We start from the raw sequence: 23,972 nt of genomic DNA on the forward strand, positions 1-23,972 counted from the left end.
TCGCTTCCGTGAGGAAGGCACCTCGATCATGCTGGTCTCGCATAGCCTGGGCGACGTCAAGGCCCTCTGCGACCGCGCCATTCTGCTGGACAAGGGCACGGTACTGAAGGATGGTCAGCCTGATGAGGTGATCGACTACTACAACGCGCTGATCGCGAGGAAGGAAAACGAGCTGCTGGCGGTGGAACAAAGCCGTGGCAAGTCCGGCTGGGTGACTACGCGCAGTGGCACCGGGCAGGCGCGGGTCGGCAGTCTGCGGCTGGTCGATGCGGCCACCGGAGCGGATGTCGCTCTGGCCACAGTGGGACAGAAGCTGCGTCTGGTACTGGAGGCGGAGGTGCTCTCGGACATTCCCAGCCTCGTGCTCGGATTCATGCTCCGCGACAAGCAAGGGCATGTCGTGTGGGGCAGTAACACCTGGCACGCCCAGCAGGTCCAGAAGGACGTGCAGCAGGGCGAACGCGTGGTGTTCTCACTGGACTTCACCTGCCGCCTCGGGCCCGGGTCCTATTCGGTGTCGCCGGCGCTGGTCAGTACCGAGACCCACCTGGTGGACAATTTCGAATGGGTGGACAACCTGATTGTGTTTGATGTCATGAATGCGGGCCTGCCCTTGTTCATCGGCTCGAACTGGCTGGACGGCACCTTCGCCGTGGAGCGCTTCACCGGCAACGCGGCCGGAGCATTGGATGCATCGAACACGACAGCGGAGAAGTAATGGAGAAGTTGATTTCCTACGCGCAGAACTTTGAAGACGTCATGCTCTGGCGTGCGCTTTCGCATGTTCAGGGCGGACGTTATGTCGATGTCGGTGCGCAGAGTCCGGACGTGGATTCGGTCAGCCGCCTGTTCCACGAACACGGTTGGAACGGCGTCCATGTCGAGCCGACCCCGGCCTACGCAGGCCAGTTGCGCGAACGGCGCCCTGATGAGGTGGTGCTGCAGGTGGCGGTGTCGGACAAGCCTGGCATTCTCCGCTTTTTCGACATCCTGGAAACCGGCCTGAGCACCATGGACGAGGCGATCGCAGCGGAGCATCGCGAAGCGGGCTTCCAGGTCGGCGAAATCCGGGTTCCGGCGATCACGCTGGATGCCGTGCTTGAGCAGATTCCCGATGCTGACATCCACTGGCTGAAGATCGACGTCGAGGGAGCGGAGGCGCGGGTGGTGGACGGCTGGTCCACCTCGACCAAGCGGCCATGGGTGGTGGTCATTGAAAGCACGCGCCCGCTGAGTACCGAGCAGACCCACTTGGAGTGGGAGCCAGCCGTGCTGGCAAAGGGCTACGCGTTCGCCTACTTCGATGGGCTGAACCGGTTCTACGTCAGTCAGGAACACCCGGAGCTGATGGACGCGTTCAACTGCGGTCCCAACGTCTTTGATGACTTCAGCCTCAGCTCGTCGTCCGTGTTCTGCGCCGAAATGAACCTGGCCTACCATGCGCTGGAAGTTCACATGAACGACCAGATCGCCCAGCGCGACGCGCAGGTGGAAGAGGCAGAGGCCGAGGCGGAGGCGATGCGGCAGGAAGTGCTGGTCCGCCGCGAGGATGTGGAGCGCCTGCAGGCCGAACATGCCACCGCCATCAATGCGATGGTGCAGGCCCAGCATCGCACGCTGAACGAACACCAGCGCATGATGGAAGCGGCGACTTCCATGTCGCGTGCCGAAATCGAATCGATGAAGGGCGAGCTCGGAAAGCAGCGGATAGAGGCCAACCGGTGGTGGATCGAAGCCGAGGCGCTGCGCGCCCAGTTGCGTGAGATGGAAGCCAGCCGGTCCTGGCAGATCACCCGTCCGCTGCGTGCCGTCCGTCGCCGGATGTCTGGCGGGGTGGTAATGAGCGCCAAGCGCCTGATGCGGCCGGTGGCGACCATGGCGCTGCGGGTGGTGTTCGCCATTCCGGGCCTGCGTGAAATCCTCAAGCCGATTCTCAAGCGCATTCCCTTCGTCTACAACCGCCTGCACACCATTGCGCAGCACGAGCAGATGTTCGATGCCGTGCGTCCGCCGCCGCAGGCGATCGGCGGCCCCGAGCGCGAGGTGACGGGTTCCATGATGGACAAGCGCGCCGAGCAGGTGCTCGCCGATCTGCGCGCAGCCTGCGGACAGGGAGTCGCACGATGAGAGTAGTAATCGATCTACAGGGTGCCCAGACCGAAAGCCGCTTCYGCGGCATCGGGCGCTATTCGATGTCACTGGCGCAGGGCATGGCCCGCAATGCGGGAGACCACGAGATCTGGGTGGCCGTCAACGGTGCCTTCCCCGAAGGCATCGACGAGATCCGCGCCGGTTTCGACGGCCTGTTGCCGCCGGAGCGGATTCGTGTCTTTGACACTTACCGTGCGGTGAGCTGGACCGATGACAGCAACGTCTGGCGCCGTCGCGCGTCCGAGCTGATGTGGGAATCGGCCCTGGCCGGTCTACAGCCGGACATCGTGCATGTCTCCAGCCTGTTCGAAGGTGCCCAGGGCGGCGCGGTCACCTCCATCGGCCGGCTGCCGGGTGTGCTGCCTGCGGCCATGACCCTGTACGACCTGATTCCCCTGCTCAATCCGGAAAAGTACCTGGGTTCGGGTTGGGGCCGGGCATGGTACATGGACAAGATCGAGCACCTGAAGCGGTCGCCGTTGCTGCTTTCCATTTCCGGTCACGCCCGCGACGAAGCCATCCAGGCACTCGATCTGGATCCGGCCCGCATCGTCAACATGTCCTCGGCGATCTCGCCGCACTTCAAGCCGCTTCCGATCGGCGACGTGGAACGCGAACGGCTGATCTCGCGTTTCGGCATCCGGGGCGGCTATGTCATGTATAGCGGCGCCATGGAGCCGCGCAAGAACGCCGAGCGCCTCCTGCAGGCGTTCGCCATGCTGGGTGACGCAGTGCTTGCCAACCACCGTCTGGTGATTGCCGGCAAGATCCATGAAGCGGACATGATCCGTTTCAATGTCCTGGCCTCGCAGCTGGGCATTTCCGACCGGGTCGTCTACACCGGTTACATCACCGACGACGAGCTGATCCTGCTGTACAGCGCGGCCAGCCTGTACGTGTTCCCGTCCCTCCACGAGGGTTTCGGGCTGCCGGCGCTGGAAGCGATGGCCTGTGGCACGCCGACGATCGGCTCGGGTACCACCAGTGTTCCGGAGGTCATCGGTCGCGCCGATGCCCTGTTCGATCCCATGGACGTCGCACAGATGTCGGCGTGCATGCGCCGTGCCCTGCAGGACACTGACTTCATTGCCTCCCTGCGTGAGCACGCGCCCCAGCAAGCCGCGCGCTTCTCCTGGGACGTGACCGCAGTGACCGCGCTGACCGCGTTCGAATCGGTGGTTGCCGCCCGTCCCGCGCGCGCGCGCAGCTGGCCCGCCAGTGGCCAGGCGGTGGAGCAGAACTACCGCGATCTGATCGCCGCCATCGGGGCCATCGATGCGCCGATAGGGCCGTCCGATGCCGATCTGCACGTCGCAGCACCGGCAATCTCCTCGGCCATGCAGGCCAACCTGGCCATCGCCCGTGGTGGTGAGCTTCCCGCCCAGTTGTCCTGGCGCGTGGAAGGGCCGTTCGACAGCAGCTACAGCCTGGCGTTGGTCAATCGCAGCCTGGCCGAGGCGCTGGCCGAAAGGGGCCATCATGTCGTGCTGCATTCCACCGAAGGCCCGGGCGATTTCGCCGCGTCCCCGGCCTTCCTGGAAGCCAATCCCAGTGTTGCCCGCCTGCATGCCGGCGAGCCGGCGCTGCCGGCTGCGCAGGCCGACGTCACCAGCCGGCTGCTGTACCCACCGCGCGTGGCGGACATGCAGTCGCGCGTCAACACCCTGCATCTGTACCCGTGGGAAGAAAGTGGTTTCCCGCAGGCCTGGATGGATGATTTCAATGACAACCTGCAGGGACTCTCGTGCGTCTCCGGCCACGTACGCAAGGTCATGATCGACAACGGCGCAGCGATCCCGCTTGCCGTTTGCTGGAATGGCGTGGACCACTGGGAACGCATCGAAGCGGCGCGGCACTATCCGGTTCCCGGCAAGTCGCATCGTTTCCTGCACGTGTCATCCTGCTTCCCGCGCAAGGGCGTGGACGCGCTGCTGAAGGCCTATGGCCAGGCGTTCAGCGGCAGCGATGATGTCAGCCTGATCATCAAGACCTTCGCCAATCCGCACAACGAGGTCCAGCGCTGGCTGGCCGACGCCTCGCGCGACCACCCCGATTTCCCCGAGGTGATCATCATCGAGGGGGACATCAGCGATGCCGAGTTGAAGCAGCTGTACGCCAGCTGCCACGCTCTGGTCGCTCCCAGCCGGGCCGAAGGCTTCGGCCTGCCCATGGCCGAGGCGATGTTGATGGGCTTGCCGGTGATCACCACCGCGTGGGGCGGTCAGCTCGACTTCTGCACCCCGCAGACCGCCTGGCTGGTCGATTACTCGTTCGTCGCAGCCGACACCCATTTCAAGCTCTTCAACTCCGTATGGGCCGAGCCGGACGTCGATTCGCTGGCAGCGGCGCTGCGTGAGGTCCACCGTGCGGACCCTGCGGCCCTCAAGGCGCGGACCGGGGCCGCGCGGCAGCTGCTGATGGAGCGCTTCAAGTGGTCCGATGTGGCCGAAAAGCTGGAGCACGACGTGCGGCAGTTCGCACGTACCGGCTCCGTTCCGGCGCTGCGCACCGGGTGGGTGACCACCTGGAACACGCGCTGTGGCATTGCCACCTACTCCAGCAACCTGGTTGCCGGGCTGAGCGAACCGGTGGCCATTCTTGCGGCTGATGACAGCGACCGCACGTTCGACGACGGTGCAGAGGTCGTGCGCTGCTGGACCCGTGGTTCGGGCGATGACCTGTCGCGGCTGTCGCGTGAGATCGACCGCCTGCAGCTGCAGGCCATCGTGATCCAGTTCCAGTACGCATTCTTCGACTTCCCGCACTTCGCCCGTTTCCTTGAAGCGCAGAAGCGCGCCGGTCGGGTAGTGGTGGCGCTGCTGCATGCCACCGTCGACGCTGCGGAGAACATGGCCAAGCAGCTGCACATGCTGGCACCGGCGCTGGCCGGCTGCGACCGCGTGCTGGTGCACTCGATCGCCGACCTCAACCGGCTCAAAGCCCTGGGCGTGGAACGCAACACGGCCCTGTTCCCGCACGGGATCATGGACGCGCCCGCGATTCCGGAACGAGATACGGGTCGGTCCTTGCATATCGCCTCGTATGGCTTCTTCCTGCCACACAAGGGGCTGCAGGAGTTGATCGAGGCGGTGGCGATCATCCGCGACAAGGGCCTGGACGTCCGCCTGACGATGGTCAACGCGGAGTACCCCGATACCGTGTCGCTGGACCAGATCCGCAAGGCCGAACAGCGCATCCGCGGGCTCCGCCTTCAGGGGCACGTCCGCATGGTGACGGACTTCCTGCGTGACCAGGACAGTCTGGCGCTGCTGCAGGAGGCCGACGTTGTGGTGTTTCCATACCAGGGCACCGGTGAGTCGGCCAGCGGCGCGGTCCGCTACGGCCTGGCGGCTGGGCGCCCGGTCGCGGTCACCCCGATTCCGATCTTCGACGACGTCGGCGATATCGTGCACCGCATGCCCGGCACCACGCCGGCCGACCTGGCCAAGGGCCTGATGGCCCTGCACGCCTCGCTCGCGTCCCATGGCGAATCGGCCCAGGCTGTGCAACGCAACGCAGCGCGTTGGCGCGCCGAGCACCGCTATCCGATTCTGGCCAAACGGCTGGAGCACATTACCCGTCAGCTGGCCCAGCCAGCGACCTGATCCCTTGCGGATATCATTCCCCCTATCTGGTTGAAGAATAAAACGACATGAAAAAGGCAATCATCACCGGTATCACGGGTCAGGACGGCGCCTATCTGACCGAACTGCTGCTGGACAAGGGCTACAAGGTCTATGGCACCTACCGCCGGACCAGCTCGGTCAATTTCTGGCGATTGGATGAAGTCGGGGTTACCAACCACCCCAATCTCGAGCTGGTCGAGTACGACCTGACGGACCTGGGTACCACCATTTCGATGGTGCAGAAGATCCAGCCGGACGAGATCTACAACCTCGCCGCACAGAGTTTCGTCGGCGTCAGCTTCGAGCAGCCGACCACGACTGCGCAGATTACCGGTGTGGGCGCGCTGCACCTGCTGGAGGCAATCCGCCTGATCAATCCGAAGATCCGCTTCTACCAGGCCTCGACGTCGGAAATGTTCGGCAAGGTCCAGGCGATTCCGCAGATCGAGGAAACCCCGTTCTATCCGCGCAGTCCGTACGGCGTCGCCAAGCTGTACGCGCACTGGATCACGGTGAATTACCGCGAAAGCTACGGCATCTTCGGTTCCAGCGGCATCCTGTTCAATCATGAAAGCCCGTTGCGCGGGCGTGAGTTCGTCACGCGCAAAATCACCGACTCCGTTGCCAAGATCAAGCTCGGCCTGCTGGATTGCCTGGAACTGGGCAATCTGGACGCCAAGCGTGACTGGGGCTTTGCCAAAGAATACGTGGAAGGCATGTGGCGCATGCTGCAGGCCGATCAGCCCGATACGTTCGTGCTGGCCACCAACCGTACCGAAACCGTGCGTGACTTCGTCAGCATGGCCTTCAAGGGCGCCGGAATCGATGTCGAGTTCAAGGGCAAGGACATCGACGAAGTTGCGATCGACACCGCCAGCGGCAAAACCGTGATGCGCATCAATGCCAAGTTCCATCGCCCGGCCGAGGTTGATCTGCTGATCGGCAACCCGGAGAAGGCCGAGCGCATCCTGGGCTGGAAGCCGCAGACCTCGCTGGAACAGCTGTGCCAGATGATGGTCGAGGCCGACCTGAAGAGGAACGAGCGTGGCTTCTCCTTCTGACCTGCAGGGAAAGCGCGTCCTGGTGACGGGGGCGACCGGCTTCACCGGTCGCTATGTCGTGCAGGCATTCGCCGATGCCGGCTGCAGCGTGCTGCCGCTTGCGCGTGCCGACGGCGGCGCGGTCGACCTGCTGGACAAGACGTCGCTGCAGCAGGCGGTGGCCGCCGCCCAGGCCGACATCGTGGTCCATCTGGCTGCGATTTCGTTCGTGGCCCACGGTGACGCCGAAGAAATCTACCGCGTCAACATCGTCGGTACGCGCAATCTGCTGGAGGCGCTGGCAGCAGCGGCTCATCGTCCTTCGCATGTAGTCCTGGCCAGTAGCGCGAACATCTACGGCAACACCGAAGGCATCCTGGACGAAACCGCGGCAGCCGCCCCGGTAAACGACTATGCGGTGAGCAAGTACGCCATGGAACTGATGGCGCGCCAGTTTGCCGATGCCTTGCCGCTGACCGTGGTCCGTCCCTTCAATTACACCGGCGTGGGCCAGGCCGATYGCTTCCTGATCCCCAAGATCGTCGGACACTTCAAGCGCCGCGAGGCACGGTTGGAGCTGGGGAACCTCGATGTCTCCCGGGACTTCAACGACGTGCGCAACGTGGCCGATGCCTATGTCCGGCTGGCTGCGCTGCAGGGTGTTGGCGAGGTCTTCAACCTCTGCTCCGGCATAGAGCACACCTTGATGGACGTGATTGGCATGATGCGGGAGATCGCCGGACATTCGCCCGAGATCGTCGTCAACCCGGCCTTCGTCCGTGCCAACGAAGTGCGCACGCTGGTGGGAAACCCCGCACGCCTGCAACAGGCGGTGGGAACGGTCGAACAGCGCACCCTGCGCGAAACGCTGCACTGGATGTACGACAACGCATGATGGCGTGCTGCCGTCATGGGGAAAGGGAAAGCAACGATGCACAAACGCAATGAACCTGGCCAGGATGTCGTGGCCGATGCGATCGCGGTCGCGATCCGCGCGGGTCGGGGCCTGCTGGTAGGGCTGTTCCTGGTCAGCCTTGCTGCGCTGGTGTACTACCTGTTCAGGGGGTATATCCCCGAGTTCAACACTGATTCGGCCTTCAAAAGCCTGTTGGCGGGTGAGGTAGTCCGACAGGGTTCGTACTTCCCGTCCGACTGGAACTACGTGAATGGCGACCTGTGGGTGCTGTTCGGGCAGATCTTCATCATCCCGTTTTTGCCTTTCTTCAAGAACAGCTACACCTTGCACGCGGTTTCTGGCCTGATCTCTTCGGCAATCGTGCTCATCTCGCTGTGGTGTGCCTCTGGGATGGTGATGCGCTCGGCATGGATGCGGCTGCTTACGGTCACGATCTTTGCTGGCGGCGTGTCCTGGGTGATGGCAGAGAACCTGTTTGGTCAGGTTTCTTACGGCAACGTGCTCTACGTTGCCGTGTTCACGCTCTACTTCAGTTGGCGTTGGCTGGAGGCGACAAGCCGCCGGGCATCGGTGATCTGGGCCGTCGCATTGGTGGTGCTGGGCATCCTCGCCTTCTGGGGCAATCCGCAGCGCGCTGCTGCCTATGACATTGCACCGATGCTGGCTGCACTGCTGGCCTGGGCAATGGCACGCGGTGACCTATTCACTTGGCATCCGGGTGCTCGACGCTGGAAGCTGACGGGTGACGCGCGGCGCCTGATCATCCTGGGCGTCATGCTTTTCGGTGCTGCACTGGTCGGAACGATCCTGCATGTGGTCTCGCTGGCACAGGCGCATAGCGCCGACGGCGCGGGTTCGGCGCGCTGGCTCAGCCTTGCTTCGTTCAAGGACAACCTATGGTTCACGCTCGAAGGCATCCTGGGTGTGTTCGGGGCGTTGCCGACGGCGGGCAGGTCGGTGATGTCCCCGTGGGGAGCCTACGAAGCGCTGCGCCTGCTGTCAGTACTGGCCATGCTGGTGCTCCTGCCGTCGGTCTGCTGTGGGTTCCTGCGTGATGCCCGCCCAGGCGCGCGCATGCTTGCTGCCTTCACTGCCAGTGGGCTGTGCCTGTTCATCTTCCTGCAGGTCACCACGACCACGCCGGACATGACGGGGCCGGTCATGAGCGCACGCTACATGCTGCCCTCGCTTGTGCTGGGCCTCGTGCTGGTGCTGGGCCATGCAGAGTCACAGGGCCTGCGCACCCCGACCGGCGTGGCGTCCTGGTGCATCGCGCTGGTGCTGGCGAGCAGCCTGGTCTACCCCGGGAACTCATTCTCCCGCCTGTATCGTGGCACCCCGCCGTCGCACCATGTGCAGGCAATGGACGTGCTCAAGGCCCACGGTCTGCAGTACGGCTACGGTACCTACTGGAACTCGGGTGTCATCACGATCCTCAGTGGCGGGGATGTCCGTGTCCGCCAGATCGAATTCGACCGTGGGCTGCCCATACCCCGGTTGCACCTTGCATCGCGAAGCTGGTTCCGACCGCAGACCTGGACCGGGAAGAGTTTCCTGCTGCTGAGCAAGGAAGAGGCAGCCCAACTGGATCGGGACACGGCCTTCACCTTTACCGGCGCACCTCTTGAAGAGTTCCCTGCCGGTGACTTCGTGGTGCTGGTCTTCAAGGAAAATCTCGCCTCGACCCTGCCCAACTGGGACGTGGACAGCTCCAGCGAGCGCGCCATCAGCGACCCCTTGGGGACGCGGTCCCAGCACCAGATCGGCCGACTGGACAAGATCGAGGGGCGCCTGCAGCTTGCGGCCGACGCGGGGGAAACGGGCTTCCTTCACTATGGCCCCTACGTGACGCTGCCGGCAGGCGACTACCGTGTCGACGTCGACGTGTCTGCCCCGTCGACGGGGGAGGTGGGTTACATCGACGTGGTCGGCAACATGGGAGCTACAGTGCTTGCCAAGACCCCCATAGCCGGCCCGACCGCCGCCCCTGTCAGCCTTCGGCTCACTGCCGCGGAGGCCGTGCAGGGGGTCGAAGTGCGGGTCTTCAGCAATGGCGCGAGTGCCATGACGCTGCGATCGATCACACTTCAGCCGGTGACGGCGGCGAAGGCACTGGACTGATGGGACTGCGACGGCCTGTTCAAGCAGGCCGTCACGCAGAAGGGGAAAAATGGCCGCCGAGTCGGCTCCCGCCTTCGTGCGGTATCAAAGATGTCCGGGCGGTTTCGGCGCCCGCATCGCCCAGCGCGACAGACCGAAGGCCAATGGCAGCGTCAGCACGATGCTGATTGCCATGCCCAGCCATTCCGGCGTGTCCAGTTTCTCGATGCACAGCCGCAGGATCAGCATGCCGAGCAGGAACTGGACCACGTAGATCAAAGGGAACAGCAGGGCCGAGCGCCGTGTCATAGGCTGCTTGAACACCATCATCGCGTTCACCACATATGACAGACCAATGCCTGCGAGGTACGCGATGAAGTAGGCAAGTGCATAGCCCATCCAGTGCAGGAGCACCAGGTAGATCAGATAGCTGGCAACCGTGCTGGCGACGCGGGCAGCGATGAATTTGGCGAGTTCCAGCACGGGGCGGTCAGCGAGGCAGGGCAGGCAATCAGGCGCGCGCGTGGACGTAGTACTGAGCGCCCAGCGGCAGCCAGCCCAGTGAGCGTTCGGTCGCGCGAAGGAACGACAGGGCCTTCGGGAAAAAGACGATGTATCGCGCCTTGATCGTCCGGAAAGACTGCCTGCCCACCAGGCCGAGCAGCTCATTGCGCGGCAGCAGGATCGCGTCCTCGTCGAATTCGCAGTCGCGCACGACCTTCATGGTCAGCGGATTCAGCATGTTGTGTTCGAACACCAGGAAATGCCCGCCAGGCTTGAGTACGCGACGGATCTCGGCTGTCCAGTGCTCGCGCTGGTCCACCGGGATGTGGTGGTACACGCACGCCACGAACACGATGTCGAACGTGGCGTCCGGATAGGGCAGGGCGTTGTCGACTATGACCTTGAACGACGCCAGATCACCATGGCGCTGCTGGGCCATGGCAACGCTCTCCGAAGAGATGTCTGCGCCATGCAGTTCGGCCTTGGGAAGGGCGCGCCGCAGCGGGGCAATCGACCCGCCGATGCCTGTGCCGAAATCCAGCACCTTGATGGCCTTGCGGGCATCTTCGCCGAGCTCGCGTGCAGCGACGTTCGCTTTGTACTCGGCGAAGTACTCCGACTCCTCCCCGCTGGCGGTGATGCTCGCATTGTGCAGATCGCGGTACTGGGCCGCGTAGCGATCGAACTCGGGTTGCTCGTTGTTGTTCATGGCTCTTCTCTCTCGGCGCTCGAAAGCACTACGCCTTGGAAATGGATTGCACCGCGAAAGCCGGCTTCTTGTTCGCGACGCCCATCAGGCGCCCGATGTACTCGCCAACCACGCCCAGGATCACCAGCTGCACACCACAGGTGAACAGTACGACCGACATCAGCGACGCATAGCCTGGGTTGCGGATGGTTCCGGTCAGGTGGGCGATAACGATGTAGGTGAGGTAGGCAAAGCTGATGGCAGCGATGGCAGTACCGAAGTAAGAGGCCATTCTCAGCGGAAGATGGGAGAACGTGATGAAGATGTTCATCGCGTGGGAAATCAGCTTGCGCAGCGTATATGCGCTCTCACCATGGCGGCGCGCGCCATGTTCAACGGAGACCGTCGCCACACTGGCCGTCAGCCAGGACAACATGCCGTCCAGGTAGGGCTTGCTCAGGTCGAACGCACTCAACTGCTCGGCCAGTGTCCTGTCAATGCAGCGGAACGAGGTATAGCTGTCGTTGAGGTCCGGGAACGATACCTTGAGCGTGCGCCGCATCAGCTCGGAGCTTATGTTCCGGTACCAGGCATGCGTACGTGCCGGGAACACGCCGTAGACCAGCGGCGTCTCATCGTTGCAGGCGGCGAGCATTGCCGGGATGCTTTCCGGCGGATGCTCCAGGTCATCATCCATCGTGACCACCGCCGCGCCGCGTGCGTGCGAGATGCCGCAAAGCGTGGCGGCATGCTGGCCGAAATTGCGCGACAGCCTGATTCCCTTGACGTGAGGATCAACGGCAGTGATCGACTGGATCGCACGCCAGGCATTCACGTCGCCCCTGTCGTCGACGAGGATGACCTCGTAGCTGATATTGGCCAACCCCAGGCAGGCGCCGACACGCTGGCACAGCTCAGGCAGGGCCGCTACGCCGCCGTAGACCGGCACTACCACGGAGACTTCGGGAGGAGAGATTTCAACCATAGTATTTCTGCAGCACCTTGCGGGCGTAGTGGTCACCTGCGTCCAGGCCAAGGCCGAGACGGTCGGCAACCTTCCAGGCGGCGGTAGCATCGACCTGGAAGGCTTCTCTGCGGGGAACGATGCGTGCGCGTCCACGCTTGCCGAGCAGTTCCTCCAACATGGRTACGAGCTTTGTCACAGCCACCGGGTGGCGGGCTGCGATGACCGTGGAACGCCGCTCGTTGGCCGGGTCCGCAAGCAGCTCCGGCACGATCAGCGCGATGTCGTCGATATCCACAAGGTTGCGCTCGGCGCCGTCGTAGATCGTGAAATCCAGCCCGTCGATGATGTGGGAGGCGAGGTAGTTGGTCAGCGTGTTGGGATTGGACGTCCTGCCCACGACCTGTGGCAACCTGAATACGAATCCCCCCGGTCGGTCGAGTACCAAGGCTTCCATGCGGGCCTTGTGCCGGACATAGGGGGACGGCGGCAGATGGTCGAAGCCCACGACGCAACTGCTGAAGTACACGAACCGGGTGTGATCACGCAGCAGATTCGCTTTCAGGAGCTCATTCTCGCGCTCGAATTCACCCTCATCCGTCTCAGATGAATTGGATACTCCGGACGCAAGGATGATGACCGATTCGTCATCCTGATAGCGTGCACGGAAGGCCTCGGCAAGCAGTCCTCTACCTACGATCATCTCAGCGTGCGTCTCGCCACTTACGGAGGTCGCGGCCAGCAGAAATGCTCATCGGGAAGGTGCCTTCGTTGCCAAGGGGAGGGCTGCAGGGACAGACCCGCCGACAGTGTATTCGTTGACCCGACACCAATGCTAGGCAGGCCCGGTCGCCGTCCTCAGCGGCGGCTGGCCTGGAGCGTGCGATTAACGGCATAATTCGGGCCATTTACGACGCCGCAAGTCGGCAGGACGAGGAGATGGGCCTCAAGTACAGGGCTGATATCGATGGGCTTCGGGCCATCGCCGTCCTTGGCGTGCTGTTGTATCACCTGGACCCTCGGCTGGTGCCGGGGGGATACGTGGGTGTAGACGTATTCTTCGTGATTTCCGGCTTCCTGATCTCCCGGATCATCTACGGGGAAATGGAGGCTGGCAGCTTCTCCATTGCTCGATTCTACGTTCGCCGTGCCCGACGGATCCTTCCGGCGCTGCTTTCGGTCGTGCTGGCGACCTCGGTGGTCGCGATGCTGGTGCTCTACCCAAGCGAGCGCGTGCAGTACGCACAGTCTGCGATCGCGTCCATCCTGTTCTCGGCCAACTTCTATTTCTACGCCACGCTGAATTATTTCTCGCCGGCGGCCGATGAAATCCCCCTGCTGCACCTGTGGTCGCTGGGCATCGAAGAGCAGTTCTACATCCTGTTCCCGCTATTGGCATTGCTGCTGACCCGGATTGGACGCAAGCTGTTTACCGGCCTGCTGGGCGTCCTCTTCCTTGCATCCCTGCTCACCTGCGCGTGGGCCCTGGCGGTGAATCCCTCAGGCGCGTTCTACCTGCTGCCGTTCCGGGCGTTCGAGTTGTTGACCGGTGCCCTGATCGCATTGGTGCCGGTTGCATGGACACCCGCCCGACGCCTTGCCGGGTTTTTGTCCTGGGTTGGGTTGGCGGCCATCGTCACAGCCATGTACGGCTTCGACAAGGGCACGCATTTTCCGGGTTTTGCTGCACTGCTGCCCTGTGCGGGTGCAGCGATGCTGATCATGGCGCATGGACATGGCCAGGTCGGTCGCCTGCTGTCCTCCCGGGGAATGGTATGGGTAGGGAAGCGTTCTTATTCGCTCTATCTGGTGCATTGGCCAGTGATCGTGTTCGCGCATCGATTCTGGCCCGATTCGGTCTCCATGGCCTGGGTTCCCGTGTTGGCGGCAGTCTCATTGCTGCTTGCCCACCTCAACTTCGAGCTGGTGGAGCAGAAGCTGCGCAATGCGAAGCCGTCCTGGCGCAATGGCAAGGTGCTGGCTACTTCCGCGCTGTCGATGCTGGTGGTCGTTTCCGCTGGCATGGTGGTGGTCAAGGAGAAGGGTTTCCCGGGATCCCAGGACGCACACGTCGCGCAAGTCCTGGCCTCGCTGGATTACGATCCTTCGGTCGACTACCGCTCACGGACCTGTTTCCTGGATCCGGACCAGTCTCCTGACCAGGCCGATGTTTCCGGCTGCATTCCCGGCAAAGGGCAGCGCCGCGCGATGCTGTGGGGCGACAGCCATGCGATCCATTTCCTGAAAGGTTTCCAGCCCGCATTTGCAGCAAAGGGCTACGAGATCGGCGCCCTGACCGCCTCAGCCTGCCCCCCGTTGGTAGGCGTGGAAATTGGCGAGCGTCCGCACTGCAAGGCGTTCAATGATTTCGCCCTGCAGCGTCTGGTCGATGAGAAGCCGGATGTAGTGATCCTTTCTGCGCTCTGGTATGCCGATCCGGCCTGGATGTCTGCCTTGGACAAGTCCATCGCTGCCCTTCGCGCCGCCGACATACGGGTCGTCGTGTTGGGCATATCCCCGATGTTCAAGCAGCGCGTACCACTGGTCGTGGCAGACAAGATGCGTGCCGGTGCTGATCCGCGCTACTCAAGCACTGATCTGGATCCCAACTGGATCTCGGGCCCCGAAGCCATGATGAAGGCTCATTTCAAGGGGCGCACCGATGCCACGTTCATTTCCGTGATGGACCGGGCCTGCGTGCAGGGCCGCTGCCCGCTGCTGGACGAGCATGATCATCCGCTCTATTACGATATCGCGCACCTGACGCCAGAGGGCTCAGTGCAGTACGCCGCGCTGCTGGTACCTGTGATTCTGGACTGATTGCGCGCGCGCCTGTGCAGAGTGGTTTTCAGCCTGCGAATGTAGAACGGGACGGCAGTCGCCGTCCCGTTGCTTGTCTACAGGAGGGGGCCACGTCGGGCCGCCTCCATGAATGAAGAGCGGGTCACGCCCTGCCGTAACTGTCCTCGAACCGAACGATGTCGTCCTCGCCCAGATAGCTGCCCGACTGCACTTCGATCAGTTCCAGCGGCAGCTTGCCCGGGTTCTTCAGGCGATGGGTCACACCCAGAGGGATGTAAGTGCTCTGGTTCTCCGACAACAGGATGACCTCATCGCCACGGGTCACTTCGGCCGTGCCGCTGACCACGATCCAGTGCTCGGCACGGTGGTGGTGCATCTGCAGGCTCAGGGTCGCACCCGGTTTGACGGTGATCCGCTTGACCTGGAACCGGGCGCCATTGTCGATGGAGTCATAGGCGCCCCACGGGCGGTAGACCTTGCGGTGCGCGGCGGCTTCGCTGCGCCCATCGCGCTTGATCTGGCCAACGATCTCCTTGACGTCCTGCACGCGGTCCTTGTGACCGACAAACACGGCGTCATCGGTTTCCACCACAACCACGTCCTGCAGGCCGACCATCGCGATCAGGCGGTTTCCGTAGGCATAGCTGTCCTTGCAGTCCAGCGCGATCACGTCGCCGTGGCAGGCATTGCCGTCGGCGTCCTTGTCGGACACCTCCCACAGTGCCGACCAGGAGCCCACGTCGTTCCATCCGGCATCCAGCGGGACCACGGCGGCATCGGCGGTCTTTTCCATCACCGCATAGTCGATGGAATCGTTCGGGCTGGCGGCGAAGGCTTCCGCATCCAGGCGGATGAAATCGTTGTCGCGGGCGGCCTTGTCGAGCGCGGCGCGGCAGGCCGCCAGGATCGCCGGCTGCAGGGTCTCCAGCTCCTTCAGGTAACGCGAGGCCTTGAACAGGAACATGCCGCTGTTCCAGTAGTACTCGCCTGAGGCGACGTACTTCTCGGCAGTGGCCTGGTCGGGCTTCTCCACGAACCGGTCGACCGCGCGTACGCCTTCGCCGATGGCAGCCTTGATGTAGCCATAGCCGGTTTCCGCAGCAGTCGGCACGATGCCGAAGGTCACCAGCTTGCCGGCTTCAGCGGCAACCGCGGCCTGTTTCACGGCTGCATGGAAGGCTGCTTCGTTGCGCACGACATGGTCGGAGGGCAGCACCAGCAGCAACGCATCATTGCCACCGGCCAGCGCCTGCAGGGCGGCGATGGCAATGGCCGGAGCGGTATTGCGACCCACCGGCTCCAGGATCAGCGCCTGCGGCAGGACCTTGCACTCGCGCAGCTGTTCGGCAGCCATGAAACGGTGTTCCTGGTTGGCGACCACGATCGGCGCAGCACCGGCGATCGATGCGACGCGCTTCCAGGTGGCCTGCAGCATCGTGTCATCGCCGACCAGCGGCAGGAACTGCTTCGGGTATGCCTCGCGCGACAGCGGCCACAAGCGCGTGCCGGAGCCGCCGGAAAGAATGACGGGAACGATTGGAGTCATGGTGCGTCCTTTACTCAGTGATTTGCCGGCGTGCCGCCGATCAAGTCGGTCAGTTCACGGATGCGGTCCTGAAGCAGGGCCTCGTTTCCGCGGGTTTCGATGTTCAGGCGCAGCAGCGGCTCGGTGTTGGAGCTGCGCAGGTTGAAGCGCCATTCCGCGAAATCGGCGCTTACCCCGTCGGTACGATCCAGCAGCGGCTGCTGCGGCTCGAAATGGGCCAGCACGCGGGCCACGGTCGCCTTGGCATCCTCGACGCGGAAGTTGATTTCACCACTGCAGGGATAGGCCTTCATGCGGTCGGCCACCAGTTCGCCCAGCGACTTGCCGCTGCTCGATACCAGCTGCGCGATCAGCAGCCACGGGATCATGCCGGAGTCGCAGTAGGCGAACTCGCGGAAGTAGTGGTGGGCGCTCATCTCGCCGCCATAGACGGCGTCCTCGGCGCGCATGCGTTCCTTGATGAAGGCATGGCCGGTCTTGCTCATCACCGGTACGCCGCCTGCCTGTTCGACCATCTCCACGGTGTTCCAGGTCAGGCGCGGGTCGTGGATGATCTTGCCGCCGGGCTGGCGGACGAGCAGGGCAGTGGCCAGCAGGCCGACCAGGTAATAGCCCTCGATGAAATTGCCGTCGGCATCGAAGAAGAAGCAACGGTCGAAGTCGCCATCCCAGGCGATGCCGAAGTCCGCACCACTGGCACGCACTGCGTCGCGGCTGGCCGCGCGGTTCTCCGGCAGCAGCGGATTGGGAATGCCGTTCGGGAAGCTGCCATCGGGTTCATGCTGGATGCGGATGAACTCGAAGGGCAGGTGCGGGGCCAGTTCGTCGATGATCAGGCCGGCACCGCCGTTGCCCGGATTGGTGACGATCTTCAGCGGCTTCAGTTTGGCCACATCGACATAGCCCAGCAGGTGCTGGATATAGGCAGTCTTGTCGGTGTCGCTGGAGACCGTCCCCTTGCCGTCGCCAAGCGGAGCGTCGGAAGCAGCAAAATCGCGGATATCGAAAAGGCCGGTGTCGCCGCTGATCGGCTTGGCGCCGTCGCGTACCAGCTTCATCCCGTTGTAATCCATCGGATTGTGGCTGGCCGTCACCATGATGCCGCCCGCCGCCTTGCGGTGGAACGTCTGGAAATACACTTCCTCGGTGCCGCACATGCCGATGTCGATGACATCGCGACCGCTCGCGGTCAGGCCTTCGATGGCGGCCTGCAACAGGGCCGGGCTGCTCAGTCGGATGTCGTGTCCCACAACTACCGGTCCCGGGCCGAGCAACGCCGCAGTACCGGCGCCGATACGGCGAGCCAGGCGTTCGTCAAGTTCGTCCGGGACGCGGCCGCGGATGTCGTAGGCCTTGAAACACGGGAGCGTCATCAATGCAGTCCTTCACGGGTTGACCCCGGATTATAGCGACTGGCCCTGTTGGAACGAGTGATCCTGCCCAGCGTCCCTGCGGGCCCTCCAAAATGCTGGAATGCCGTGCAACCTGTTGATTGCACGGCATTCCTGCAGACGCATCAGCCCAGCGCCGCTTCCAGCTCCGGCAGGATCGTGAACAGATCCCCGACCAGGCCGATGTCGGCAATCTCGAAGATCGGCGAATCCGCGTCCTTGTTGATGGCGACAATCGTGCCGGCATCCTTGATGCCGGTCAGGTGCTGGATGGCACCGCTGATGCCCACGGCCACATACAGCTCCGGCGAGATGATCTTGCCGGTCTGGCCGACCTGCAGGTCGCTGGGCACGTAGCCGGCATCCACCGCGGCGCGCGAGGCACCCACGGCGGCGCCGAGCTTGTCGGCCAGCTGGAAGATGACCTTGAAGTTCTCTTCCGAACCAACACCACGGCCACCGGAGACCACGCGCTTGGCGCTCTGCAGGTCCGGGCGGTCGCTGGCACCGGCGGCCAGGCCGACGAAGCGGGTGTGGGTCGGCAGGGAGGCGTCGACGCTTGCGGCCTCAACCGCGGCGCTGCCGCCTTGGGCGGCTTCCGGCCACGACGCGGCACGCACGGTGGCGACCACGATCTGGTCGGTTGGTGCTTCCACGGTGATGATCGCGTTGCCGGCGTAGATCGGGCGCTTGAAGGTGTGGCTGCCTTCGACGGCCATCAGGTCGGAGACCTGGTTGACGCCAAGCAGGGCGGCCACGCACGGCATCAGGTCCTTGCCGAAGGTGGTCGACGGGCCGAACACGTGGGTGTAACCCTTGGCCAGCTGTGCGATCTGCGGGGCCAGTACCTGGGCCAGCGCCTGTACGTTGGCGGCGTTGGCCACGGTCAGGACCTTGGCGACGCCGGCGATCTTGGCCGCTTCAGCCGCAACGGCGGTCGGGTCGGCGGCCAGCACCAGCACGTCGATGCTGGCGCCGCTGATGGCGGCTGCGGCGCTGACCGTCTTGGCGGTAGCGGCGTTGAGCTTGCCGTCGTGGTGCTCGGCGATGACGAGAATCTTGCTCATTACAGCAACCCCTTCTGCTTGAGTGCGGCAACCAGTTCGGCCGCGTCCTTGACCATCACGCCCTTGCTGCGCTTGGACGGTGCGGCGTACTGGGTGGTCTTGAAGGTGTCGGCAGCTTCAACACCGAGGTCGGCCAGCTGCAGGGTCTCCAGCGGCTTGGCCTTGGCCTTCATGATGTCGGGCAGCTTGATGAAGCGCGGCTCGTTCAGGCGCAAGTCGGTGGTGACCACGGCCGGCAGGTCGACTTCCAGCGTTTCCAGGCCGGCGTCGACTTCACGGGTTACCGTGGCCTTGCCGTCGGCAATGTCGAGCTTGCTGGCGAAGGTGGCCTGCGGACGCCCCCAGAGCGTGGCCAGCATCTGGCCGGTCTGGTTGGCGTCGTCGTCGATGGCCTGCTTGCCCAGGATCACCAGGTCCGGCTGTTCCTTCTCAACCAGCTTGAGCAGGGTGCGGGCGGCGGTCAGCGGCTGGATGGCCTGGTCGGTAACGACGTGAATGGCACGGTTTGCGCCCATGGCCAGGCCATTGCGCAGGTGCGCCTGGGCGTCGGCCGGGGCGATGGTGGCGACAACCACCTCGGTGGCGATGCCCTTGTCGCGCAGGCGCAGGGCTTCTTCCAGGGCGATTTCATCGAAGGGATTGGGCGACAGCTTGACGCCGTCGGTGACCACGCCGGAACCGTCCGGCTTGACCTGAATGCGGACGTTGTAGTCCACCACGCGCTTGTACGCGACGAGGATTTTCATCTGGTACTCGATCCTTGTAGTGCCGGCCGCCGGCCGGCTCACAGTAACGGGAAACGTCCGGTTCTCGCACAGCAACCGGTTCGGGGGTGGGACCCCGATTCTAACTGGCCGAAGGCGACCATGCGAATGCGTATGGTTTTGCTGCGGTGCGGCGGAAACGGGCCACTGGGAGCCTTCGTTCACCTGCGGCGGGCAGTCGTGAAGAGGTCGCCGATGTATCCTGTCGCGCTGCCGGGGTGCTGCGAGTGCCTGGGGCGAAACATCGAACAGGAGAACAGGTAGTGCCCACATGGCTTGTCACCGGCGGTGCCGGATTCATTGGCGGTAACTTCGTTCTCGAGGCCGTCTCCCGCGGCATCAAGGTCGTCAATCTCGATGCGTTGACCTACGCCGGCAACCTGAAGACGTTGTCCAGCCTGGACGGCGATCGCAACCATGTCTTCGTGCAGGGGGACATCGGTGACAGCGCGCTGGTTTCCCGCCTGCTGGCCGAGCACCAGCCCGATGCCGTGCTGAATTTCGCCGCCGAAAGCCACGTCGACCGTTCGATCGATGGCCCTGGCGCCTTCATCCAGACCAATGTCGTCGGCACCCTCGGCCTGCTTGAGGCAGTGCGGGACTACTGGAAGGCGTTGCCGCCCGAGCAGGGCGCGGCATTCCGCTTCCTGCATGTCTCCACCGACGAGGTGTACGGCACCTTGGGCGAGACCGGCAAGTTCAGCGAAACCACCCCGTATGCCCCGAACTCGCCGTACTCGGCGTCCAAGGCCGCCTCGGACCATCTGGTGCGTGCGTTCCACCATACCTACGGGCTGCCGGTGCTGACCACCAACTGCTCGAACAACTATGGTCCGTACCACTTCCCGGAGAAGCTGATCCCGCTGGTGATCGCCAAGGCGCTGGCCGGTGAGCCGCTGCCGGTGTACGGCGACGGCAAGCAGGTGCGCGATTGGCTGTTCGTGTCCGACCACTGCGAAGCGATCCGTACCGTGCTGGCCAAGGGCCAGGTGGGCGAGACCTACAACGTCGGCGGCAACTCCGAAAAGCAGAACATCGAAGTGGTGCAGGCGATCTGCGCGCTGCTGGACCAGCGCCGCCCGCGTGCGGACGGCCAGCCGCGCAGCAGCCAGATCACCTACGTTGCCGACCGCCCGGGCCATGACCGCCGTTACGCGATCGATGCCTCCAAGTTGAAGAACGACCTGGGCTGGGAACCTGCCTACACCTTTGAACAGGGCATCGGCTTCACCGTCGACTGGTACCTGGACAACCAGGAGTGGGTGAACGGCGTGCTCGACGGCAGTTATCGCCTGCAGCGCATCGGCACCGCGGCCTGAACCAAGGACACGACATGACCCAACGCAAGGGCATCATCCTCGCCGGCGGTTCCGGCACCCGGCTGTATCCGATCACCAAGGGCGTCAGCAAGCAGCTTCTGCCGGTGTACGACAAGCCGATGATCTATTACCCGCTCAGTGTGTTGATGCTGGCGGGCATCCGTGAAGTACTGATCATCAATACCCCGCACGAGCAGGCCTTGTTCCAGCAGCTGCTGGGTGACGGTTCGCAATGGGGCATGGACATCCAGTACGCCGTGCAGCCCAGCCCCGATGGTTTGGCGCAGGCCTATCTGATCGGCCGTGACTTCGTCGGCGGCAAGCCGAGCTGCCTGGTGCTGGGTGACAACATCTTCCACGGCCATGGCCTGACCGACATGCTGCGGCGCGCCGACGCACGCGACGCGGGCGCCACCGTTTTCGGCTACTGGGTGAATGATCCCGAGCGCTACGGTGTGGCCGAGTTCGACAAAGATGGCAAGGTCGTCGGTCTGGTCGAGAAACCGCAGAATCCGCGTTCCAATTACGCCGTCACCGGCCTGTACTTCTACGACGGCAATGCCAGTGACTATGCCGCCGAACTGAAGCCCTCACCCCGTGGCGAGCTGGAGATCACCGATCTGAACCAGCGCTACCTCGACGAAGGCAGCTTGCACCTGGAAGCGCTGGGCCGCGGCTATGCATGGCTCGATACCGGCACCCACCAGTCCTTGTTGGAAGCGTCGAACTTCATCGAGACCATCCAGACCCGGCAGGGCCTGCAGGTCTGCTGTCCGGAGGAGATCGCCTTTGGCAAGGGATGGATCAACGCAGAGCAGCTCAACGCGCTGGCCGCGCCGCTGATCAAGAATGGCTATGGCCAGTACCTCGCGAAACTGGCACAGCGGGGTGTGGTGCCGTGAAGGTGATTGAAAGCGCGCTGTCGGGTTGCAAGCTGCTTGAGCCGGTGGTGTTTGGCGACGAACGCGGCTTCTTCTTCGAGACATGGAACGCAGAGCGCTTCGGCAAGCTGGGTCTGCCGACGCAGTTCGTCCAAAGCAACGTCTCCTCTTCCAGTCGCGGCGTCCTGCGTGGGCTCCACTACCAGTGGCCGCGCCCGCAGGGAAAGCTGGTGACCGTGCTGGAAGGTGAGGTCTACGACGTGGCGGTGGACATCCGCCGCGGCTCACCCACGTTCGGGCGCTGGGAAGCATTCATTCTCAGCGGCAGCAACCGCCGCCAGCTCTGGATCCCGCCGGGTTTCGCGCATGGTTTCGCAGTGCTGTCCGAAACGGCCCTGTTCAATTATCTGTGCACCGACGTCTACGTGGCCGAAGCCGATGCCGGCATCCGCTGGAACGACGCCGATATCGCGGTGGACTGGCCGGTAGGGGCTCCGATTCTTTCGGCCAAGGACCAGAAGGCGCCTTTCCTGGATCAGTTGGCCGAAGATCGGCTGCCGGTCTACGTGCCATGATGATCCTGGTGTTCGGCGGCAATGGCCAGGTAGGCCAGGAGCTGCTGCGCGCTCTGGCGCCGCTGGGTACCGTGGTGGCAACCACGCGCAGCGGCCAGTTGCCCGACGGAGGATCCTGCGAAGTGGCCGATTTCGATCAGCCCGACAGCCTGCCGGCGTTGTTGGATCGGCTGCAGCCGTCGATCGTGGTCAATGCCGCGGCCTATACCGCAGTCGACCGCGCCGAGCAGGATGTTGCAGCAGCATTTCGTGCCAATGCCGAAGCGCCCGGGGTCATCGCGCGCTGGTGCGCAGCCCACGATGTCCCGCTCGTGCACTACTCCACCGACTACGTGTTCGATGGACAGGGCAACACGCCCTACCGCGAAGACGAGCCGACCGCGCCGCTGGGTGTGTACGGCAGCAGCAAGCGTGGTGGTGAAGAGGCCGTGCGCGCGGCGGGCGGGCGCCATCTGATTTTCCGCACGGCGTGGGTGTATGCCGCACATGGCACCAATTTCCTGCGGACCATGCTGCGCGTTGGCGCTGCTCGCAGCGAGCTGCGGGTAGTGGCAGACCAGGTTGGTACGCCTACCCCGGCGGCCTTGATCGCCGATGTCACTGCGCATGCGCTGCAGCACCCGGGCCGCTTGTCCGGCACCTGGCACCTGACAGCGAATGGGCAAACCAGCTGGCATGGTTTCGCCGAGGCGATTTTTGCCGAGGCGCTGGCCACCGGCATGATGGTGGAAGCGCCGAGGGTGCAGGCCATAACCAGCGCCGAGTACCCGACGCCAGCCCGCAGGCCGGCGTGGTCGGTGCTGGACAACCGCAGGCTGCAACGTGATTTCAGCCTGCAGCTGCCCGCATGGCAGGACGGCTTGAAGCGTGTGATGGCGGAAATCGCCGGTTCCTGACCGGGCCGGGTCCTGCTGGCCGCCGTGCGGTGTGCCCGCATCCAGCCAATGGCGCAGGGTGAGTTCGCATACAATTCCCCCACTCTCGACAATGGAAGCGGCATGACGCTGGGCTCGCCCCAGGACCGCTATCCCGTCGCGCCCAGGACCGCAGGGGACCGCTTTGAAATTCGCTCACGATCAGAAACGCGTGCTGGTAACCGGCGGCGCCGGCTTCCTCGGCTCCCATCTCTGCGACCGCTTGGTCGAAGCTGGCCACGACGTGCTGTGCGTGGACAATTTCTACACCGGCAACAAGGCCAACGTCGAAGATCTGCTCGGCCACCCGCGCTTCGAACTGATGCGCCACGACGTGACCTTCCCGCTGTACGTGGAAGTGGACCGGATCTTCAACCTGGCCTGCCCGGCATCGCCGATCCACTACCAGCACGATCCGGTGCAGACCACCAAGACCAGCGTGCATGGCGCCATCAACATGCTGGGCCTGGCCAAGCGCGTGCGTGCCCGCATCCTGCAGGCCAGCACCAGCGAGGTCTACGGCGATCCGGAGATCCATCCGCAGGTGGAGGGCTACTGGGGCCGGGTCAACCCGATCGGCATCCGCAGCTGCTACGACGAAGGCAAGCGCTGCGCCGAGACGCTGTTCTTCGATTACTGGCGCCAGCACCAGCTGGAGATCAAGGTCATGCGCATCTTCAATACGTATGGCCCACGCATGCACCCCAACGACGGCCGCGTGGTC

20 protein-coding genes are annotated in these 23,972 nt (G+C 63.8%); 12 read left to right on the forward strand and 8 right to left on the reverse strand.

Annotated elements, in window-relative coordinates; all coding sequences use genetic code 11:
* From AC1DJN_RS08910 to AC1DJN_RS08935, 6 genes are all read left to right on the forward strand, one after another.
* The coding region (locus AC1DJN_RS08910) for a Wzt carbohydrate-binding domain-containing protein (RefSeq protein WP_478039101.1) at positions 1–718 on the forward strand (718 nt) is incomplete at its 5' end.
* Positions 719–759: 41 nt separating this feature from the next.
* On the forward strand, positions 760–2,127 hold the full coding sequence (locus AC1DJN_RS08915; RefSeq protein ID WP_238492787.1) for an FkbM family methyltransferase: 1,368 nt from the start codon (positions 760–762) through the stop codon (positions 2,125–2,127).
* Positions 2,124–5,756, forward strand: coding sequence for a glycosyltransferase (locus AC1DJN_RS08920; protein ID WP_478039102.1), 3,633 nt, complete (start codon positions 2,124–2,126; stop codon positions 5,754–5,756). Before AC1DJN_RS08915 ends, AC1DJN_RS08920 begins: the two co-directional genes overlap by 4 nt.
* Before the next feature lie 47 nt (positions 5,757–5,803).
* Entirely contained in the window at positions 5,804–6,838 is a 1,035-nt protein-coding gene (gmd, locus tag AC1DJN_RS08925) for a GDP-mannose 4,6-dehydratase (RefSeq protein ID WP_033830280.1), read from the forward strand.
* Complete coding sequence (locus AC1DJN_RS08930; protein ID WP_478039103.1) at positions 6,822–7,712, forward strand: NAD-dependent epimerase/dehydratase family protein; 891 nt, start codon at positions 6,822–6,824, stop codon at positions 7,710–7,712. The genes gmd and AC1DJN_RS08930 overlap by 17 nt, the downstream gene beginning before the upstream one ends.
* Positions 7,713–7,748: 36 nt before the next feature.
* Complete coding sequence (locus AC1DJN_RS08935; RefSeq protein WP_033830281.1) at positions 7,749–9,854, forward strand: hypothetical protein; 2,106 nt, start codon at positions 7,749–7,751, stop codon at positions 9,852–9,854.
* An 84-nt stretch (positions 9,855–9,938) separates the two neighbouring features.
* Here AC1DJN_RS08935 and AC1DJN_RS08940 read toward each other — a convergent pair whose 3' ends face one another.
* From AC1DJN_RS08940 to AC1DJN_RS08955, 4 genes are read right to left on the reverse strand one after another with little or no spacing between them, the layout of a single operon-like run.
* Complete coding sequence (locus AC1DJN_RS08940; RefSeq protein ID WP_051501545.1) at positions 9,939–10,316, reverse strand: GtrA family protein; 378 nt, start codon at positions 10,314–10,316, stop codon at positions 9,939–9,941.
* 28 nt (positions 10,317–10,344) lie between these two features.
* A complete protein-coding gene (locus AC1DJN_RS08945; protein WP_033830282.1) occupies positions 10,345–11,046 on the reverse strand; it encodes a class I SAM-dependent methyltransferase in 702 nt (233 codons plus the stop codon).
* A 28-nt stretch (positions 11,047–11,074) separates the two neighbouring features.
* Positions 11,075–12,010, reverse strand: a complete 936-nt coding sequence (locus tag AC1DJN_RS08950; RefSeq protein WP_160170323.1) for a glycosyltransferase family 2 protein — start codon at positions 12,008–12,010, stop codon at positions 11,075–11,077.
* Positions 12,003–12,692 carry an NAD-dependent epimerase/dehydratase family protein gene (locus AC1DJN_RS08955; protein WP_478039104.1) on the reverse strand — a complete coding sequence of 230 codons (690 nt, stop codon included), beginning with the start codon at positions 12,690–12,692 and terminating at the stop codon, positions 12,003–12,005. Before AC1DJN_RS08955 ends, AC1DJN_RS08950 begins: the two co-directional genes overlap by 8 nt.
* 236 nt (positions 12,693–12,928) lie before the next feature.
* Here AC1DJN_RS08955 and AC1DJN_RS08960 point away from each other — a divergent pair, with 236 nt between their 5' ends.
* Positions 12,929–14,809: an acyltransferase family protein gene (locus AC1DJN_RS08960; RefSeq protein ID WP_442251687.1), complete on the forward strand. Its 1,881-nt coding sequence runs from the start codon at positions 12,929–12,931 to the stop codon at positions 14,807–14,809.
* A 124-nt stretch (positions 14,810–14,933) separates the two neighbouring features.
* On the opposite strand, the gene AC1DJN_RS08965 is transcribed toward AC1DJN_RS08960, so the two are convergent.
* The 4 genes from AC1DJN_RS08965 to AC1DJN_RS08980 all read right to left on the reverse strand — a co-directional run bounded on the left by AC1DJN_RS08965 (position 14,934) and on the right by AC1DJN_RS08980 (position 19,541).
* A complete protein-coding gene (locus AC1DJN_RS08965) occupies positions 14,934–16,337 on the reverse strand; it encodes a mannose-1-phosphate guanylyltransferase/mannose-6-phosphate isomerase (protein ID WP_033830285.1) in 1,404 nt (467 codons plus the stop codon).
* 14 nt (positions 16,338–16,351) lie between these two features.
* Entirely contained in the window at positions 16,352–17,710 is a 1,359-nt protein-coding gene (locus AC1DJN_RS08970) for a phosphohexomutase domain-containing protein (protein WP_033830286.1), read from the reverse strand.
* Positions 17,711–17,853: 143 nt separating this feature from the next.
* Entirely contained in the window at positions 17,854–18,795 is a 942-nt protein-coding gene (locus AC1DJN_RS08975) for an electron transfer flavoprotein subunit alpha/FixB family protein (protein WP_282280430.1), read from the reverse strand.
* Positions 18,795–19,541: an electron transfer flavoprotein subunit beta/FixA family protein gene (locus AC1DJN_RS08980; RefSeq protein WP_032976362.1), complete on the reverse strand. Its 747-nt coding sequence runs from the start codon at positions 19,539–19,541 to the stop codon at positions 18,795–18,797. The genes AC1DJN_RS08975 and AC1DJN_RS08980 overlap by 1 nt, the downstream gene beginning before the upstream one ends.
* A 281-nt stretch (positions 19,542–19,822) precedes the next feature.
* Here AC1DJN_RS08980 and rfbB point away from each other — a divergent pair, with 281 nt between their 5' ends.
* The 5 genes from rfbB to AC1DJN_RS09005 form a co-directional block, all read left to right on the forward strand.
* On the forward strand, positions 19,823–20,878 hold the full coding sequence (gene rfbB, locus AC1DJN_RS08985; RefSeq protein WP_033830289.1) for a dTDP-glucose 4,6-dehydratase: 1,056 nt from the start codon (positions 19,823–19,825) through the stop codon (positions 20,876–20,878).
* A 14-nt stretch (positions 20,879–20,892) separates the two neighbouring features.
* On the forward strand, positions 20,893–21,780 hold the full coding sequence (gene rfbA, locus AC1DJN_RS08990) for a glucose-1-phosphate thymidylyltransferase RfbA (protein WP_033830290.1): 888 nt from the start codon (positions 20,893–20,895) through the stop codon (positions 21,778–21,780).
* The gene (rfbC, locus tag AC1DJN_RS08995; protein WP_033830291.1) at positions 21,777–22,334 is read left to right on the forward strand and encodes a dTDP-4-dehydrorhamnose 3,5-epimerase; all 558 of its coding nucleotides are present in this window, start codon (positions 21,777–21,779) and stop codon (positions 22,332–22,334) included. The genes rfbA and rfbC overlap by 4 nt, the downstream gene beginning before the upstream one ends.
* The gene (rfbD, locus tag AC1DJN_RS09000) at positions 22,331–23,230 is read left to right on the forward strand and encodes a dTDP-4-dehydrorhamnose reductase (RefSeq protein ID WP_442251689.1); all 900 of its coding nucleotides are present in this window, start codon (positions 22,331–22,333) and stop codon (positions 23,228–23,230) included. The genes rfbC and rfbD overlap by 4 nt, the downstream gene beginning before the upstream one ends.
* A gap of 163 nt (positions 23,231–23,393) precedes the next feature.
* The coding region (locus AC1DJN_RS09005; protein ID WP_478039105.1) for a GDP-mannose 4,6-dehydratase at positions 23,394–23,972 on the forward strand (579 nt) is incomplete at its 3' end.

It is taken from the genome of Stenotrophomonas sp. 05L414_2, assembly GCF_056397905.1.